Raw genomic sequence first — 17,228 nt, 5'->3', positions numbered from 1 at the left:
GGCTCCCAATTAACGGTATAGGGCTAAAATGGCGTGATCCATAGATACCCGAGGGTGACGCCCGTTTTTGTTAAATAATGCCATTGCACCGTCGTACACATCCTTGCTGGCACCATCGAGGGTAAACTCAAAAGCGGCGATTCTTTCATGGACTTCCTCTTGCGCGTTAGGGTGCAGGTTTACGGCCTCCTTCAGTACATCAATGAAAGAGATAAGTTTATAGATGTGTTGAGTCTCATTGACGGCTTTGGCTGATTGGCATTTATGGCACATGTCGTATTCAGTACAAGGTAGCTGTAGCTTCATGGCGTTATTGGTTTCACGCTGGGTGTTTTTTCCATCTGCAATGTTTTGTTGCCCATTGCAATAAATGCCATTGGGGTTGGTTTTTGCCCTTTCTTCCTCTTGCTTCTTTTTCCATTCATCATGCGTCAGCATTGGGATGCCAAGTTTGGCCGCAACTATCTCTTTTGCTTGCTCTACCCCCGTCTCTTCATCCAATAGCTCCATCACTTGTAGCGCTTGTGAGATGATGATTTTGTTGAGTCTTGGGTCACCATTGACATAGTGTTTATCAATGGTTTGAAGAAGGTTTTGCAGGAGGCTCTGGACGCCGCTAGTGCCACTCACGGAGTACACTTGGTTACTGGTCATTTCTCGCCAGCGGCTTGATTGAAGCGATATGAAGTATTCGTTGGGTTCAATTGACCATGTCTTCATTAGACTAGAGCTGATAGGGCTTATTCCGTCCCAGTCTTTAGGGGGCGCTTTTGCACTACCACGCTTGATCAACAACCGCTCATAGTTTTTAGAGCCTTGCTTATCGGCTAACTCTGTGGCGAATTGTTCAATATCTTTGATTAACGCCTTGTCAGCAGCAGGAATAGAGAAGTGGTGGCTCTCGCCATTGCGGTATTTGAACGATACACTGATGTTGCCCTCAGCGTCTTTGTCCGAATAGGACAATGGTAGCAGGATACCTTTGAGTGGTAAGTTTGTGTAACACGATAAAATGCAGTAGGCAGCATTCGTTGCACCTTGAGTAGCTGTTTTTTTTGCGCACGGGAGAGAGATTTTACTTACGATAGTTCGGCCAAGTGTATTTTTTTCTTTTCTTAGATCAATAACATGCTGGTTTCGATAGCTGTAAAATAACTCCTTAAACCATGGCAGGCAGGATGCACGAGTGGGTGAGAGTAGGTTTAGCTCTACCATCAGGTGCTTATTTATTTCTTGCAAATTGAATGAACTACTTTTCTCCCCTTGGCTATTCAGCGTGAACAGCAACTCCGTGCCTTTTTCGCCACCGCCATATAATGCTGAGAGGGTTTCAAGGGTTTTAATAAACTTCACCCCGTCCCGTTTATCAACATCGAAGCTCTGGTTAGTAAGAAGCGCATCTACCTCTTTGTTAGCGCGTGTCTTATAGCTCGATACCTTAACCACTTTCAGGCTTTTGTCACGCTCATCAGTATGAATCGTGACTGGATGGGCGATGCTCTGTATGTTGCTATCGTTTAATGAGGTGAAAAAGCACATTAGGTGATAAGCCGCTCCCATCGCCATGTTAAACACAGCGGATGACTTTACCGATGTACCCGTTTTACTTCGCCCATGGGTTTGGGTCTTGAGAGACGTTGAAATTGAAATGACTTCTTGGTGTCCTCCCAAGTTAATAACAACAGGCAACTCGTCAGGCAGTGGGAGGTTTTCTTGTTTAGCTGTAATGAGCTGTGGGGCTAAGGTGAAAAATAACTCACTCAACCGGGCAACAAGCACCGCTTCTTCAGCGTCAGTGTAACTCTTAATTGGTATTCCTTCGCCAGAAAACCCTCGGTGATGGGCTGCCCATACGTTAGCGGGTAAGCCACACCATGAAAGGGCGGTACGAAGTGCTGAAGTTGTACCACATGCTGAGCGCTCTTGGATGCCAAGTTCATCGCCGTGACTCATCTCCCATAGCTTTTTGGATGGGTGGTACATTTTTATGCGGTGCCGCAGTTCACCATCATTTCCTGCGTATTTTAAATAGCCAGCTTCAGAAAAAGGGTCAACGTTTACGGCGTCACAAAAGATAATGAAGGCTCTAAATGCCTCGTAGTACACCGTGATGGTTAGTGTTGACCTGTCATTGTCAAAATACTGGTTAGCTTTTTTACAAAAGCTCCTTAAGTAAGGAATACGGCTGTCGATTTTGACATTATTGCTATCTGCACCAAGATGTAACAGCTGTGATATATCAAACTCGGTTACCTTCCTGCTTTTGTTGTTCTGATAGGGGATGGTAAGGTGCAACGGAACTACATTTTTATTGTTTCGGACGTGCTTGACTGTCTTTGAGCTCTTCGCGAGTGGGCTTTTTGGCATGCTACCATCCTTTGTTAATCTTGTTGTTTTTGCTCTCAGCAACCCGTAACTGCTCATCAAACTTATTCATGAACTTAATGTACTTTTCCGTCGTTGCGGTGCTTTCATGCCCCATTAGCAAGGCTAACTCGTCCATTAGGTACTCATAGGCAACCTGCCGCTCCCTTGATTCACACCAAAGCCAATGCGTGGCATAAGTTGATCGCAGGTCATGGATTCGATAGTACCAGTCAGGTTCTATTGCCCGGATGCGCTGTCGCAGTTTGCTAAAATGCGTCTCAAGAGTTTTTACTTTGTATGGCCGCCCTTTGTTTGAGAGGAAAAGATACTCAGTGGTGTCCTGTTCTTCTTTGGACTTAATCAGATCATTTCGTCGAGTTAGGTTCTTTTGTCGCTGGCTACATTCTTTGTATTGCTCTAATTCCTCATACAGTGCGATAGGGATTTCAATCGTGCGCTCCTTACTGCCCTTGGTACGTGTAATGGTCAATGGCACGACGTCTAATCCACTAAAGTCCTTACCACCAATATCGCGAGCAGGAAAGTGGGTGGCTTCATCAATCCTAAGCCCTGCCTCTTCACATAGTCTCAGTATCAGGGAAGCAGCTTTTGGCAACGTATCAATGTGCTGGGAGAACAGTTCTTTATGATCGAATGACATAGGCTTCAACTTTTGATGAGCAGGCGTTTTATCGACTTTGGGGAACTCCTTCATTATGTTTGATATCTCATAGACTCGTGTTGTACCAGACTTAGTATGGGCAAGCATGTCATGCTGATTGGTGCCGTCTAGGTATGCTTCAAGCTTGGTAAAGTGTGTCAGAACATGCTCATCATCATTTTTGAGGTAACCGTGTTTCTGCATCCACTTATAAAACCCAATAACAGCACCCATATAGCTTCTTGCTGAGTTAAGCGAGTACGCTTCGTCACCAGTTGCCTCCTTCCGAGATCGACAGTTTGCCAAAAGGTGCTCTGCAAATTGCCAAGGCGCGCCTTCTTCTTCATGCTTTGTTAGTGTTTTATAGGTTAGGTACTGAGGTGGTATCACATTCCCATCCTCATCAACTTGAGGGTAATGGGTAGAGTCTAAATATCGAGTAAAGGCCAATAAGCCTTTGGCCAATGATGTGGTGTCTTGAATTTTTCCTTCACCGCTGAGTTTTGACACGAGGTAAAGAGATTGTGGATAAACAACACGCCCATCTGGTGTAAGGATAATATCGGTCTTCTTTAGGCGAGACTGTAAGTTGGATGGGGAAAGGTAGGGGGAGTGGGTCACTTCTCCAGAGTCACTATCGATGATCTCTGAGATTCTCAGTTTAGCTAATGTATCTACCTCTATGGAGAGCAATCGGTAGTCATCATAAACATCGTTTTCATCATGCTTTTCTATCACAAAACAACCCTCAATATGTTACCCACATATCAAAGGTAGACTGTCATAAAAAATTATCGAGGGTTTTTGTCATAAAAAATTTATAAGGGTGAATTTCTTTTCGCCCCAGACGCCAAACTGATCGGCAACCGCGTGATCTTCATCCGATAGCAGGGTGAAGTTGAGGTTGTCGCGCTCGATGAATTTCGGCAGGCGCTTGACGGCGTCAATGCTAATCCCCAGTACTTCAACGTTGAGCTCGTCAAGCTCGGCCTTGCTGTCACGTAGGCCGCATGCCTGAACGGTACAGCCCGGTGTCATGGCTTTTGGGTAGAAATAAGCGAGGACCTTCTTGCCCTTGAAGTCAGTAAGGCTGACCGGCTCGTCATTTTGGTTTTGCAGTGTGAAGGCTGGCGCAGGCGTACCGGCGGTCAAAGTCTTCATAGTGGATTCCTTATTGATTATGGCCGACAAAAGTCACGTTGCCGCTAACGACCAAGTCTTGGCAAAGTGCTTCAAATTCTTCTTGTAAGGTCATTAGGTTACAGCCTTCGGGAAGGTTTGTCCCTATTTGAAGCTGAAATCTATTGGGCGAGCGGCTTTGTTCACTTTCCTGGGTATGGGCACTGAGCGAGGCGATGTCAATCGAGCGCGAGGCAAAGAAACGGGTGAATTGCTCAATCAGCCCCGGGCTGTCGTTGGCCTCGATTTGGAAGTCGGCGGTATAGGCGTAGTGTCGGTACTCATGCTTGGTGGTGCGTTTTATCACTGTCAGCAAGTCATGCTCACTGGCCTTGAGCGGTAGGGTAGATTCAACCCGCGAGATAGCATTGGCCGAGCCAGAGAGCAGCATGATGAGGGTAAACTCCTGGCCGAACAGGGCCAGCCTGCTATCAACAATATTGCAGTCGCAGAGGGTGATGAGCCGGGTAATTTCATCCGAAATGCCTGGGCGGTCGGTGCCAACTGCTGTAACGACGAGATAATGTTCCATATATTTTCATCACATTTTGAATACTCCTGCATGTTAGCACAGACCGTTCGCCAGCAGAGGAATATCTCCTGCTGATGCGTCAGGTGAACGGTTGCGCGGGACAGAGGGCTCGCGAGGGGAAATTAGAAGCGGAAAAGTAGTTGTAAAAGTGAGCTGTCAGCAAAGAGTTAACCTTCACTGATTTACATATATCTGTCTTGAGTTTACTGTTACTGAAAAGTAGTATGGTTTTTCTTGGCCGCTTGATTATTCGCTTATCCAGCATAATTTCATGATGAGGCCAGGGATATATTTATTCAGGGGAGATGGACATGTTTTCAGGAAGCATGGTAGCGCTAATTACACCGCTCGACGAAGCCGGTGAAGTCGATTACGCCAGTTTGGCGTCACTTGTAGAATACCACATTGCCGCAGGCACCGATGCGATTGTCGCGGTTGGTACCACCGGCGAGTCAGCGACGCTGACCGTCGACGAGCATGTCAAGGTAGTATTGAAAACCTTGGAATATGCACAGGGCCGTGTGCCGGTCATTGCTGGTACCGGGGCCAATGCAACCCATGAAGCCATCACCTTTAGCAAACTCTTTTCTGGAACGGGTGTTGCGGGTTGTCTGACTGTTACGCCTTACTACAACAAGCCAACCCAGGAAGGCCTGTACCAGCACTTCAAAGCGATAGCCGAAGCGACCGAGCTGCCGCAGATCCTTTACAATGTTCCGGGGCGCACTGCTGTTGACTTGTTGCCGGAAACGGTGGCTCGACTGGCGAAGATTGATAATATCGTCGGTATCAAGGATGCAACAGGTGATTTGTCTCGTGTACAGAAAACCCGGGAACTTTGTGGCGATGATTTTATCCAACTAAGCGGTGATGATGCCACGGGGTTGGATTTTGTGGCCGAAGGCGGCCATGGTGTGATCTCTGTCACGGCTAACGTAGCCGCTGCCGATATGGCACATATGTTCAAGCTGGCCTTGTCAGGGCAGATGGACGCGGCCGTTGAAATTAATCAGCGGTTGATGCCGCTTCATAAGCAATTGTTTGTCGAATCCAACCCTATCCCGGTAAAATGGGCGGCTCATCAGCTTGGTCTTGTCTCGCACGGCACACTTCGCCTGCCGCTGACAGAGCTGAGCGAATCTGCCCAACCAGTAGTAGCCGAAGCACTCAAGGATGCGAACGTACTGCTGTAATTTGCTAGAGCGTAGGAGCGCAGAAGCGTAATGAATTATAAGTATAAGCTGGTGGCAGCTGCCGTTGCAGTCGTTACACTGGCTGGTTGTTCTGACGGTGCAGAGCGCCGCCGTCAGGCGAATCAGGACTTTAACTACCTCAATACCCAACCATTGGAAAGCTGGACACTGCCTAGCGATGCCCAGTCGGCACAGGTCAGTGACTATGCTATCCCGTCGGGTGAGTACCAGGGAGCGATTGGTTCTGGGGTTGATATCCGCCCACCGCAGCAGGTATTGGCACTGATCCCGGGTGCGCGAGCACTGCGGGATGATGACGGTGTGACTCTGGTAATGGTCAAGCAGGAAGATCTGTCGGATGTTTGGTCGGTGACCCAGAAGCTGATTGCCGAGCAGAACATCGGACTGAGAAGCCAAACGGCCAATGCTATCGAAACTGACTGGCTGAACTGGAATAACGAAGACGAAGATACCGAAATTGGTAGCCGTTACCGGATCGAGAAGTCTGCTGATGGCGGCCGCTATAGCTACCGTATCATGCTGGTAGACTGGCGTGAAGGCGGTGTTGAACAGCCGGTTAGCGCTGACAACAAAGAGCGCTACAGTATTCTGATGACCAACTTGGTTACCTCGCGCTATGACGAGCAAGAGCGAGAGCAAGCCCGCCTGCGTGCCCAGGAGTTGGTGAAGCAAATCCCTATCTCTATGGGACAGGACCGCAGCGGCCTGCCGGTGATTATTGCCCGTGCACCTTACAATGTGTTCTGGGAACGCTTGCCAGAAGTACTGGGCCAGCTTGGTTTTGTTGTGGAAGGCCGTAACCGCTCACAGGGTGTGGTCGAGGTACAGTTCAAGTCGCCGGATGATGAATTCTGGGCTGATTTGGGCACCCAGCCAGTAGAACTGGAAAACCGTGCTTATAATCTGCAGCTGGGTGATCTGGGTAACCGTACGTCTATCAATATTACCGATACCGATGGCAAGCCAGTTACCGAGCAAGCGCTTAACAGCCTTGCGCCAGTCATGGCAGCCGCTATCGAGCGAGCTAACCAAGGCTAAACGCTGAAATAGATGGCAATAAAAAACGCAGCTGATTTCTCAGCTGCGTTTTTTTATGTTGCCAACATTGGCTTATTTCACTTCTTCACCTTTAGCCTGCATATCGGCATGGTAAGAAGAACGAACAAATGGGCCACAAGCTGCGTGGGTAAAACCAAGCTCAAGGGCAATTTCTTTCAGCTCATCGAATTCCGCAGGCGGCACATAGCGCTCAACCGGTAGGTGGTGGCGGCTTGGTGCCAGGTACTGGCCCAATGTCAGCATGGTTACACCATGGGCACGCAGATCCTTGAGCACCTGGATGATCTCTTCTTTGGTTTCACCCAGCCCCATCATCACGCCTGATTTGGTTGGCACTTCAGGGTGCATTTCCTTGAACTTCTTCAGCAGGTCAAGCGACCACTGGTAGTTGGCACCTGGGCGAGCCTTACGGTAAAGGCGCGGGGCAGTTTCAAGGTTGTGGTTGAACACATCTGGCGGGTTATCACGCAGGATGTCCAGCGCGCGATCCATACGGCCACGGAAATCAGGGACAAGCGTCTCGATCTTGATCTCTGGGTTCAAAGCGCGGATTTCACGAGTACAATCAGCAAAGTGCTGGGCACCGCCATCACGTAGGTCATCACGGTCAACAGAGGTCACTACGACGTAGCGTAGCTTCATGTCTGCGATGGTCTTGGCTAGGTGCTGTGGTTCTTCTGCATTTGGTGGCAGTGGGCGGCCGTGGGCAACATCACAGAACGGGCAGCGACGGGTACAGATTGCACCCAGGATCATAAAGGTTGCCGTGCCGTGGTTGAAACACTCTGCCAAGTTCGGGCAAGAGGCTTCCTCACACACTGAGTGCAGCTTGTTCTTGCGCATTGCAGACTTGATGTCTTGGATACGCTGGCTGTCTGAAGGAAGCTTGATCTTCATCCACTCAGGCTTGCGCAGCACTTCTTTCGGCGCCTCCTCAACCTCTACATTGCGGGTAGGGATAAGAGCCATTTTGTCGGCATCACGGTATTTGACACCTTGTTCAATTTTGATTGGTTTACTCATGAATTGCTTTCCGTTTTCCACTCAATGCTCTGGTAATCGAGCAGGTTGACCAACTCTTCTACGAGTACAGGCTGAATTTCCGCTAGTTCAGAAGGCCCATTCAACAACGCGGTTTGCGTCATTTCCATCCCGGCATAACCACATGGGTTGATGCGCAGGAAAGGAGCCAGATCCATATTGATATTGAGTGCCAGACCGTGAAAAGAGCAACCGCGTCTGATCCGTAATCCAAGTGAACATATCTTCTGACCAGAGACATAGACACCAGGGGCATCAGGGCGGGCATTGGACTCAATCCCGAACTGGGAAAGGGTCTTGATGATTGTGTTTTCGATATGCGTGACGAGATCGCGCACACCCATTTTTTTTCGACGTAAGTCGATCAGGATATAGGCAACTAGCTGGCCCGGCCCGTGATACGTGACCTGACCACCACGGTCGCTTTGCACGACGGGGATATCCCCGGTGTTGAGCAGGTGCTCGGCTTTGCCAGCCTGGCCTTGGGTAAACACAGGGTTGTGCTCAACCAGCCAGACTTCATCCGTGGTTTCCGGGCTACGTTCGTCGGTGAACTGATGCATTGCCTGCCAGATAGGTTGGTAATCTTGGCGGCCGAGGTTGCGAATAATGATTTTATCTTGCAATGTCACACCCATTTAGTCGTTTGGCGAAGCCTGAAAAACTGATACCCATTATAAAACTTGGCGGCTGAATTTACAGCCGCCAATTTATAGGGGAATAGGGAAGTGCTTACAACACAACGCGAACGATGTCGATTTCACCCAACTCTTTGTAGAGGGTCTCTACCTGCTCAATCGATGTGGCTGTGATAGAAACAGACACGGCGCTGTAGGTCCCTTTGCCACTTGGCTTGACGATCGGGGTGTAATCGCCTGGTGCGTGACGCTGGATCACCTCGACAACCAGATCTGGGAGCTCAGGTTTGTTGTAACCCATCACCTTGTAAGTGAACTTACAAGGGAACTCTAGAAGATCTTTTAGTTTTGGCTGCTCTTGCTGCTGCATGCTGAACTCCGAGTATTTGCATTCATTTTGCGATGTTAGCCGAGCATATTAATGGGTATAGGGCTTTTTCACAAGCTATCAGGTGGGTTCACCGGCGGGCAGAAAAGGAAGAGGCAACCCAAGGCTGCCTCTTTTCTTTATTTATCGGTATGTTACCTGAACTGCAGAAGGGTTAGCTCAACCAGCCCTTGAATAGCAGCATGATGTAATCAATCAGGCGGCTGAACATGCTGCCTTCGTTGATATCATCCAGTGCCAGCAGCGGGTACTCGGCAATGTCTTCATCGCCTGCGCGGTAGTAGAGCTTGCCGACCACATCGCCTTTCTGGATCGGGGCTTTTAGCTCTTTCTCCAGTACGAAACTAGCGGTTAGATCTTTGGTTAAGCCACGAGGCAGGGTCACGAAGGTATCTTCGCTTACGCCAAGGGATACTTCAGCTTTGTCGCCCATCCAGACTTTTTCAGTGACAAATGTCTCGTTCGCTTTATGCGGGGACACGGTTTCGAAGAAGCGGAAACCGTAGTTCAGTAGCTTCTTGCTCTCAGCTTTACGGGCATTAGGGTTGCTTGTGCCCATCACAACCGCCACTAGGCGCATTTGGCCTTCGGTTGCAGTACTTACCAAGCTGTAGCCGGCATTGTTGGTGTGGCCAGTTTTAAGGCCGTCAACGTTGAGGCTCTTGTCCCATAGCAGGCTATTTCGGTTGTACTGGGTGATGCCGTTATAAGTAAAAGATTTCTCTTTGTAGATCGCGAATTCGTCTGGTACGTCGCGGATCAGGCCCTGTGCCAGCAGCGCCATGTCATACGGCGTCGTATAAAGGTCTGGGTTATCAAGGCCGTGCACGTTGGCAAAGTGGGTCGAATCCATGCCAAGGGTCTTGGCCCAGGCGTTCATCAGGTCGACGAAAGAGTCTTCAGAGCCTGCCACGTGCTCAGCCATCGCGACACAGGCGTCGTTACCCGACTGGATGATGATGCCGCGGTTGAGGTCAGAAACTTTTACCTCGCTCCCCACCTCGATGAACATTTTCGATGAGCCAGGGAAGTTCTTTGCCCAGGCGTTCTTGCTGATCACTACCGTGTCATCAAGAGAAATATTGCCACGGTTGACTTCCTGACCGATAACGTAGCTGGTCATCATTTTGGTCAAGCTGGCCGGTGGGATTTGGTCGTATTCTTTATTGCCTGCCAGGATCTTGCCTGAATGATAGTCCATAAGGACATAGCCCTTGGCAGCAATCTGAGGGGCTTCAGGTACTACAGCTGGGGCAGCCGCTGCTGTTGCTGAAGCCAGCAAGGTTGCTGAAATAGCAACAGAGCGAAAAAGTGCAGCAGATTTTTTCATGTTGGTTGTAACTTAATTTGTCGAATGTAAAAAACTTCACACACTATATCAGATTGTCAATATGAGACCAGCTTTGGGCTCGGATATGTTGTGCGGCAAGGTGACTCTTGGCAAATTTTGACATAAGTCTGAGTCAAAAAAATACCAGAGCAACACTTTACTCTGGTATTTATCTATGACTTCGCGTTAGGACTTTGGTTCCAGCTCGCGTTTGGATGTGATGATAAAGGCTTGCGGGTATTGCCCGGCCTTGGCTTTGTCGCGGTGAGCTATGGCTTCGTCGCGGTCGATATATGGGCCGAGGCGCAAGCGGTAGATTTCCGCCGATTCTGCTTTCTTGAGATCTACCGAAGTATCGAACTCTTGTTCCAGCTGTTTGGCTATCTTGTCGGCTTTGTCGGCATTGGTCACAGCCGCCAGCTGGACAAAGTAAAGGTTGGGGTTGGCGCTTTGCCACTCGTTAGGGTTATCCGGCTTGGCAACCTGGATCAGCTCGATTTTGACCGGTGCGGTGCCGTGCTTGATTACATCCAGCCTAGCTGCGGCGGCCATACTCAAATCGATGATCCGGCCGTCGTGGAAAGGCCCTCGGTCGTTCACCCGGACAATCGCGCTTTTGCCGTTGCTGGTGTTGGTGACTTTGACATAGCTCGGCAGTGGCAGCGTCTTATGTGCCGCTGTCATGGAATACATGTCATAGATCTCACCGTTGGAGGTCTTGTGGCCATGGAATTTCTGGCCGTACCATGAAGCATCACCTTCTTCAACAAATGGCTGATCACTTTGCACTATTTGATAGTGCTTGCCGCGCAGAGTGTAGTCCTTGTTACCGGCTAGGCTCAGAGGCTCGTAACGTGGCTGGGCATCTTCGATATGATCCAGGGTCGGGGACGATTCCGGTGCGATATCGTCGGCTAGATCGTAGCGCTCGGTGCTCGGTGTCGAGCTGCACCCAGCAAGGATAAGAACAAGGAGTAAGGGTGATATGCGCATTTAGGTCGCCTTGGACAACATTTTTCTATGGGTATGAATAGACATCAGGATCCCGAAGCCCGCCATTAGGGTAACCATAGAGGTACCCCCGTAACTGACCAGCGGAAGCGGCACCCCCACAACAGGCAGCAAACCGCTGACCATCCCGATATTCACGAAAATATAAACAAAAAAACTCAGCACGATACTACCGGCCATCATCCGCCCGAAAGCGGTCTGGGCGCGGCTGGCGAGCAGCAAGCCGCGGCCGATGATGAACAGGTAGATAGCCAGCAGGCAAAGTACACCGATCAGACCCCACTCCTCGGCGATCACCGCAAAGATAAAGTCGGTATGGCGTTCGGGCAGGAATTCCAGCTGCGACTGGGTACCCTGCAGCCAGCCTTTGCCTGATAGGCCGCCGGAACCGATGGCAATCTTAGACTGGATGATATGGTAACCAGCGCCGAGCGGATCGGACTCAGGGTTGAACAGGGTCAACACCCGGGTACGTTGGTAATCCCGCATCAGGAATATCCATAATACCGGGATAAAGGCTCCCACCAGCAGCGCGGCTGCACTGATGATTTTCCAGCTCATGCCCGACAGGAACAGCACGAAAACCCCCGACGCGGCGATCAGGATCGAGGTGCCCAAGTCGGGCTGTTTGGCAATCAGGATGGTCGGGACAAAAATCATCACCAGTGCAATGACAATGTTCTTCAGGCTTGGCGGCAGCGGGTTGTTGCCGATAAAGCGCGCTACCATCAGTGGTACCGCCAGTTTGATCAGCTCAGACGGCTGGAAGCGGACAAAACCCAAGTTAAGCCAGCGCTGGGCACCTTTGGATGACTCTCCAAAGAATAAAACACCAAGCAGTAAGACCAGGCCGACCCCGAACAGGTAGGGAGCCCAGGTTTCATAATGGCGTGGTGAGATCTGGGCCAAAATGAACATGATCCCCAATGACAGCACCATGCGGATCGCCTGGCGCTCCATCATTGCAACTTCCTGGCCGCTGGCGCTGTACATCACCATCAGGGCGAAGCCCATCAAGGTAATGATCCCCATCAACAATGGGAAGTCCAGGTGCAGGCGGTCACTCAAGGTCCTTTTGTTACCGGTTGCGGCCATGATGCTCATTGCGATACCTCGGCGATTTTCTTGTCGACAATTTCTACCAGTGGGTCAGGAGTTTCTGGTTTAAGTAGCATGTGGTCGAAAATCCGACGTGCGACCGGGCCACCGTTCGACGAACCGCCACCAGCATTTTCCAACACCATGGATACCACGACTTCCGGCTTGTCATATGGCGCAAAGGCGGTAAACAGGGCGTGGTCACGGAGGTGCTCTTCCAGCTCCTCGGCGTTGTATTCCTGATCTTCTGCTAGGCCAAAGACCTGCGCCGAACCGGACTTACCACCGGCTTTGTATTCACTGCCATAAAACGGACGGCGGGCAGTACCCCGAACACCGTGAAGTACCCGGAACATCCCTTCCTTAGCCACATCCCAGTACTTAGGATCAACATTGTCGATCGGTGGGAAGTCGTCATAGACCGCCGGCTGTTCGACATCGTCATCAATGATGTCTTTGAGCAGGTGAGGCGCCTGAACGCGGCCATTGTTCACCAGCACTGTAGTTGCCTTTGCTATCTGCAGTGGTGTTGCTGTCCAGTAACCCTGGCCAATGCCTACCGGGATTGTATCCCCTTGATACCAAGGTTGGCGGAAACGGGCTTGCTTCCATTCACGGGTTGGCATATTGGCTTTGCTTTCTTCATGGATATCGATGCCAGTGTATTCACCGAAACCGAAGCGGCTCATCCAGTCTGACAGGCGATCAATCCCCATGTCATAGGCAATCTGGTAGTAGAAGGTATCGACTGACTCTTCAATGGCCTTGTAAATATCGACCTTACCGTGGCCCCAGCGAAGCCAGTCGCGGAACGGGCGGCTGTTGGAGTTCGGGATCCGCCAATATCCCGGATCGTTTCGGGTGGTGCGGGTGGTGATAACCCCCTCACTCAGAGCCGCGACGGCGATCATCGGTTTGATGGTCGAGGCTGGCGGGTAAATACCCAGCGTCACCCGGTTCACCAACGGGCGGTTTTTATCGTTCAGCAATTCGCGGTACTGAGGACCGGAAATGCCGTGGACGAACAGGTTAGGGTCGTAGCTCGGGCTAGACACCATCGCCAGCACTGACGAGTCACGCGGATCCATGACAATGACAGAGCCGCGTTTGTATTTGATCAGCTCTTCACCGCTATCTGGATCGAGTTTACGCTCGGTTAGCAGCTCTTTGACATAAAGCTGGAGCTCGATGTCGATATTCAGTTTGATGTCGTTGCCAGGAATTGGCGGGACATATTTGAGGGTGCGGATGATCCGCCCTCGGCTGTTGACCTCGACTTCTTGGTAGCCGGAGGTGCCGTGCAGCATATCTTCGTAATAGCGTTCGATACCCAGCTTGCCGATGTCCCGGGTTGCTTTGTAGTTATTGATCTTTTCTTCACGTTCCAGGCGTTGGATATCGCGGTCGTTGATTTTGGCTACATAGCCCAGCACATGGGTCAGGGCCTCGCCATATGGGTAGTGGCGTTTGAGGTAGGCTTTGACTTCTACGCCCGGGAAACGGTGCTGGTTGACCGAGAACAGGGCGACCTGGTCTTCGGTGAGCTGGTTGAGGATAGGAACAGATTTGAATCGCCGGGTACGGCGGCGCTCACGCTCGAAGCGCTCGATCTGCTCGTCGGTGACGCCCATCAATTCTTTGAGGCGATCGAAGGTATCTTGCCTGTCCGGTACTTTTTCCGAGGTGATCTCGAGCGAGTATACCGGGCGGTTCTCGGCGAGAAGGATACCGTTACGGTCGTAGATCAGGCCGCGGTTAGGGGCGACAGGGACTATTTTGATCCGGTTATCGTTCGACCGTGTCTGGTAGTCTTCGTGCTCCTGGATCTGGATATGATACAGGTTAGTGAGCAAGATCCCTACCAGCACGACGATGCCGATAAATGAGACAAGAGCCCGGCGGAAAAATAACGCCGACTCAGCCCGGTGGTCGCGGATCTGCGTTCGCTTTTGTCTCATCGCCCATTATTCCCTATGGTACGGGTGGTTAGCTGTGATGCTCCAGGCGCGGTACAGGCTTTCAGCCATGACAATACGTACCAGCGGGTGGGGTAGTGTCAGGGGAGACAGCGACCAGCTCTGGTCGGCAGCAGCCTTGCAAGCCGGTGCCAAGCCTTCCGGGCCGCCGATCAGGATAGAGACATCCCGGCCGTCCAGTTTCCAGCTTTCCATTTGACCCGCAAGTTGCTCGGTATCCCAGCGCTTGCCCGGGATATCCAAGGTGACAATACGGTTGCCTTTAGGCACCGCGGCCAGCATCGCTTCGCCTTCCTTTTGCAGGATACGGGCGATATCGGCATTCTTGCCGCGTTTGCCGGCCGGGATTTCGACCAGCTCCAGTGGCATGTCTTTAGGGAAGCGGCGGCTGTATTCTTTATAGCCTTCCTCGACCCATTTCGGCATCTTGGTGCCGACAGCAATCAGTTGAAGCTTCATTGTCGGTTAGCCCCAAAGCTTCTCCAGTTGGTACAGGTTACGTGCGTCCTCCTGCATGATATGCAGCATAACGCTTCCCATATCAACAATAACCCACTCACCGTCTTCTTCGCCACTGATCCCAAATGGCGGGTAGTCAATCAGCTTCGATTCTTTGTTAACGTGATCGGCAATCGAGGCGACATGGCGGTTGGAAGTACCGGTACACAGTACCATGAAATCAGTGATGCTTGATTTACCGCGAACATCCAGGGTAACGATGTCCTGTGCTTTGATGTCATCTACTTTATCAACAATAAAATCGTGTAGTTCTTGAACCTGCAAAAGGGGGTCCTCTTTCATGTGTTTGGTGTCATTACTGTAGACCCAGATAACGCTGGGTCCCAATGTAGCGGCGCAGTATACCATGCTCAAGCTTGCCAATGACAAGTTGGCAGTAACTTTACATAGCCTGCGCCTAACTTGCCCTGGGTGGCTAAAAATCGCCCGGTATCGCGGTGGGTATGCCGCACATTTCGGCGCATAGGGCCGAGAGGGCATCCCAGGGCTGGTAGTCAAAGTCGGTTTTGACCCTCAGCTCCAGCTCTGCCAGCTGCCGGAGCAGCTTGACCAGTGTCGGCAGCGGTAGCCGGTGCAGGGCACCGATGTACACTTCCCGCCGGCTCTGCCAGATCCGGAAGTTCTCGAAGATGTTGTTGAGCGAGGTGCCCTTGCTGCCCATCTCCTGCATTTTGTATAGCTGGGTCAGCTCGCGCTGCAAGGTGCGCAGCAGGATCACCGCTTCAACGCCTTCGCCCTGCAGCTGGCGCAGCACCCGTTGGCTGCGCTTGGCCTGGCCGGCCAGCACGGCATCGAGCAGCTGGAACGGGGTGTAGTGGTTATGGCGGCTCAGCGCCTCCTCGAGACGGACAACGGTCAGGTCACCATCAGGATAGAGCAGTACCAGTTTTTGCAGGCTCTGGGCCAATGCCAGCAGGTTACCCTCATGCCATTGCGCCAGCAGTTGAACGGATTCATGGTCTGGCTTGAGGCCGAGCTGCTGGCAGCGGCCCTGGATAAAGCGCGGCAAATGGCGGGCGTCCGGGGTGTTGCAGGGAATATACAGCCCTTTGGCATCCAGTGCCTTGAACCACTTGGTGCTTTCTTGTTTCTTGTTGAGGCGCGGGCCCTGCACCAGCAACAGGATGTCTTCGTGCAGGCTGTCGATAACTTCCTGCAGTGACTTGGCCTGCTGGGCATTGAGGCCGTTTTCCGGCAGCTCCAGCTCGATGATCTGGCGGGCGGAAAATAGGCTCATGGCCTGGCAGCAGTCGAGAATGGTGTTCCAATCGAGCTGGGCATCCACGGTAAAGCTGTGGCGTTCATCAAAACCGGCTTGCTGGGCGGCCTGTTTGATTTGGTCGCTGGCTTCCAGTTTCAGCAGAGGCTCGTTGCCGCACAGCAAGTAGGCAGAACGCAGCCCTTTGCCCAGTTGCTGTGGCAGTTGTTCCGGGTATATCCTCATTGTGCAGACTCAACCTGCATCGCTGATTGATTGCTGTTATCAGAGGCCGACACGCTGTCTGCTTTGACATCCAACCCGAGCTCGGTGCTGATATGCTCGTCAGCTTCGTTGTCGGTGCTTTGCTGCAGCAGGGCTTCCAGCTCCTCTTCTTCCATCTGGCTAAACACCGCTGTCAGGCGGGCAAGCTGGCGCATGATCTGCTTGGCGGCCTGCTCACGCATTTCCTGCTCGATCATATCGCGCTCGACAGACTTTGCTAGTGCAGTCAATGGGTTATCAAGGAAGGTGCGGTTGACGCGGGTGGTGTAGCTCTGGCTACCTTTGCCTGGCACTACGATACGGTATTGCACTGTGTAGGTGAGCTCGTATTCGGCGGCACGGGCATTCTGGTAGAGCGACAGGGTACGCTCGTTAGTCCTCTCACTGATCAGGTGTAGATTAGGTACCTGAGCAGAAGGCGCAACCGGCTCGATACCGTGCAGCTGGAATTGGGATTTGACCTGACGGTGTAGCTGACCGTATCGGTCAAAGCTGGTCAGGGAAAGTTTGGCAATGTCGTCGGGTAGCATGTAGTTACCACGGAGGTGAAAACCGCAAGATGCAGTTGCCAGCGCCATAAGGACAACAAAGAAGGTTCGGATAATGCTTTTTGGAGAAATGAAAGCTCTCACCGAGTCTGCTCCATGAAAAAAAGTGAAAACTGACCGGCTGACGCGGATGGTGCTTATAGAATTGGGTAAGCCGGATTAAACTGTGGCTCCATACAGGAGC

At 51.4% G+C, this 17,228-nt stretch carries 16 protein-coding genes and 1 pseudogene; 2 read left to right on the top strand and 15 right to left on the bottom strand.

The features are described from left to right. Window positions 1-9: 9 nt before the first annotated feature. The 4 genes and pseudogenes from ACXAGQ_RS03825 to ACXAGQ_RS03810 all read right to left on the bottom strand — a co-directional run bounded on the left by ACXAGQ_RS03825 (window position 10) and on the right by ACXAGQ_RS03810 (window position 4,739). Entirely contained in the window at window positions 10-2,367 is a 2,358-nt protein-coding gene (locus tag ACXAGQ_RS03825; protein ID WP_475254658.1) for a hypothetical protein, read from the bottom strand. Window position 2,368: 1 nt separating this feature from the next. Further along, complete coding sequence (locus ACXAGQ_RS03820) at window positions 2,369-3,766, bottom strand: tyrosine-type recombinase/integrase (protein WP_475251928.1); 1,398 nt, start codon at window positions 3,764-3,766, stop codon at window positions 2,369-2,371. 90 nt (window positions 3,767-3,856) lie between these two features. After that, window positions 3,857-4,189, bottom strand: a pseudogene (gene bcp / locus ACXAGQ_RS03815) (thioredoxin-dependent thiol peroxidase); the annotation flags it as partial. 10 nt (window positions 4,190-4,199) lie between these two features. Next, window positions 4,200-4,739 carry a glycine cleavage system transcriptional repressor gene (locus ACXAGQ_RS03810; RefSeq protein ID WP_475251926.1) on the bottom strand — a complete coding sequence of 180 codons (540 nt, stop codon included), beginning with the start codon at window positions 4,737-4,739 and terminating at the stop codon, window positions 4,200-4,202. A gap of 311 nt (window positions 4,740-5,050) precedes the next feature. On the opposite strand from ACXAGQ_RS03810, the gene dapA reads away from it, so the two are divergent. Continuing rightward, window positions 5,051-5,932 (top strand): 4-hydroxy-tetrahydrodipicolinate synthase, encoded by an 882-nt coding sequence (gene dapA / locus ACXAGQ_RS03805; RefSeq protein WP_475251924.1) that lies wholly within the window; start codon window positions 5,051-5,053, stop codon window positions 5,930-5,932. 30 nt (window positions 5,933-5,962) lie between these two features. Beyond that, window positions 5,963-6,991 (top strand): outer membrane protein assembly factor BamC, encoded by a 1,029-nt coding sequence (gene bamC / locus ACXAGQ_RS03800; RefSeq protein WP_475251922.1) that lies wholly within the window; start codon window positions 5,963-5,965, stop codon window positions 6,989-6,991. A 72-nt stretch (window positions 6,992-7,063) separates the two neighbouring features. Here the strand turns inward: bamC and lipA are convergent, their stop codons facing one another. From lipA to ACXAGQ_RS03745, 11 genes are all read right to left on the bottom strand, one after another. Continuing rightward, the gene (lipA, locus tag ACXAGQ_RS03795) at window positions 7,064-8,035 is read right to left on the bottom strand and encodes a lipoyl synthase (RefSeq protein WP_475251920.1); all 972 of its coding nucleotides are present in this window, start codon (window positions 8,033-8,035) and stop codon (window positions 7,064-7,066) included. After that, a complete protein-coding gene (lipB, locus tag ACXAGQ_RS03790) occupies window positions 8,032-8,679 on the bottom strand; it encodes a lipoyl(octanoyl) transferase LipB (protein ID WP_475251918.1) in 648 nt (215 codons plus the stop codon). The genes lipA and lipB overlap by 4 nt, the downstream gene beginning before the upstream one ends. 106 nt (window positions 8,680-8,785) lie before the next feature. Continuing rightward, a complete protein-coding gene (gene ybeD / locus ACXAGQ_RS03785) occupies window positions 8,786-9,061 on the bottom strand; it encodes a DUF493 family protein YbeD (RefSeq protein WP_475251916.1) in 276 nt (91 codons plus the stop codon). A 172-nt stretch (window positions 9,062-9,233) separates the two neighbouring features. Continuing rightward, window positions 9,234-10,409 (bottom strand): serine hydrolase, encoded by a 1,176-nt coding sequence (locus tag ACXAGQ_RS03780; RefSeq protein WP_475251914.1) that lies wholly within the window; start codon window positions 10,407-10,409, stop codon window positions 9,234-9,236. A gap of 186 nt (window positions 10,410-10,595) precedes the next feature. Next, a complete protein-coding gene (locus tag ACXAGQ_RS03775) occupies window positions 10,596-11,402 on the bottom strand; it encodes a septal ring lytic transglycosylase RlpA family protein (protein ID WP_475251912.1) in 807 nt (268 codons plus the stop codon). Beyond that, window positions 11,403-12,524 (bottom strand): peptidoglycan glycosyltransferase MrdB, encoded by a 1,122-nt coding sequence (mrdB, locus tag ACXAGQ_RS03770; protein WP_475251910.1) that lies wholly within the window; start codon window positions 12,522-12,524, stop codon window positions 11,403-11,405. After that, the gene (mrdA, locus tag ACXAGQ_RS03765) at window positions 12,521-14,476 is read right to left on the bottom strand and encodes a penicillin-binding protein 2 (protein ID WP_475251908.1); all 1,956 of its coding nucleotides are present in this window, start codon (window positions 14,474-14,476) and stop codon (window positions 12,521-12,523) included. Before mrdA ends, mrdB begins: the two co-directional genes overlap by 4 nt. Window positions 14,477-14,482: 6 nt before the next feature. Next, complete coding sequence (gene rlmH, locus ACXAGQ_RS03760) at window positions 14,483-14,953, bottom strand: 23S rRNA (pseudouridine(1915)-N(3))-methyltransferase RlmH (protein WP_475251906.1); 471 nt, start codon at window positions 14,951-14,953, stop codon at window positions 14,483-14,485. Between the two features lie 6 nt (window positions 14,954-14,959). Continuing rightward, entirely contained in the window at window positions 14,960-15,295 is a 336-nt protein-coding gene (rsfS, locus tag ACXAGQ_RS03755) for a ribosome silencing factor (protein ID WP_475251904.1), read from the bottom strand. Between the two features lie 133 nt (window positions 15,296-15,428). Then, window positions 15,429-16,457, bottom strand: a complete 1,029-nt coding sequence (gene holA / locus ACXAGQ_RS03750) for a DNA polymerase III subunit delta (protein WP_475251902.1) — start codon at window positions 16,455-16,457, stop codon at window positions 15,429-15,431. Then, a complete protein-coding gene (locus ACXAGQ_RS03745) occupies window positions 16,454-17,074 on the bottom strand; it encodes an LPS-assembly lipoprotein LptE (protein ID WP_475254656.1) in 621 nt (206 codons plus the stop codon). The genes holA and ACXAGQ_RS03745 overlap by 4 nt, the downstream gene beginning before the upstream one ends. Between the last annotated feature and the right edge of the window lie 154 nt (window positions 17,075-17,228).

The sequence above is a fragment of the Photobacterium sp. ABD4_091 genome (assembly GCF_056160145.1).
The sequence above is the reverse complement of the archived record's forward strand: the minus strand, read 5'-3'. Positions and strand labels throughout refer to the sequence as shown.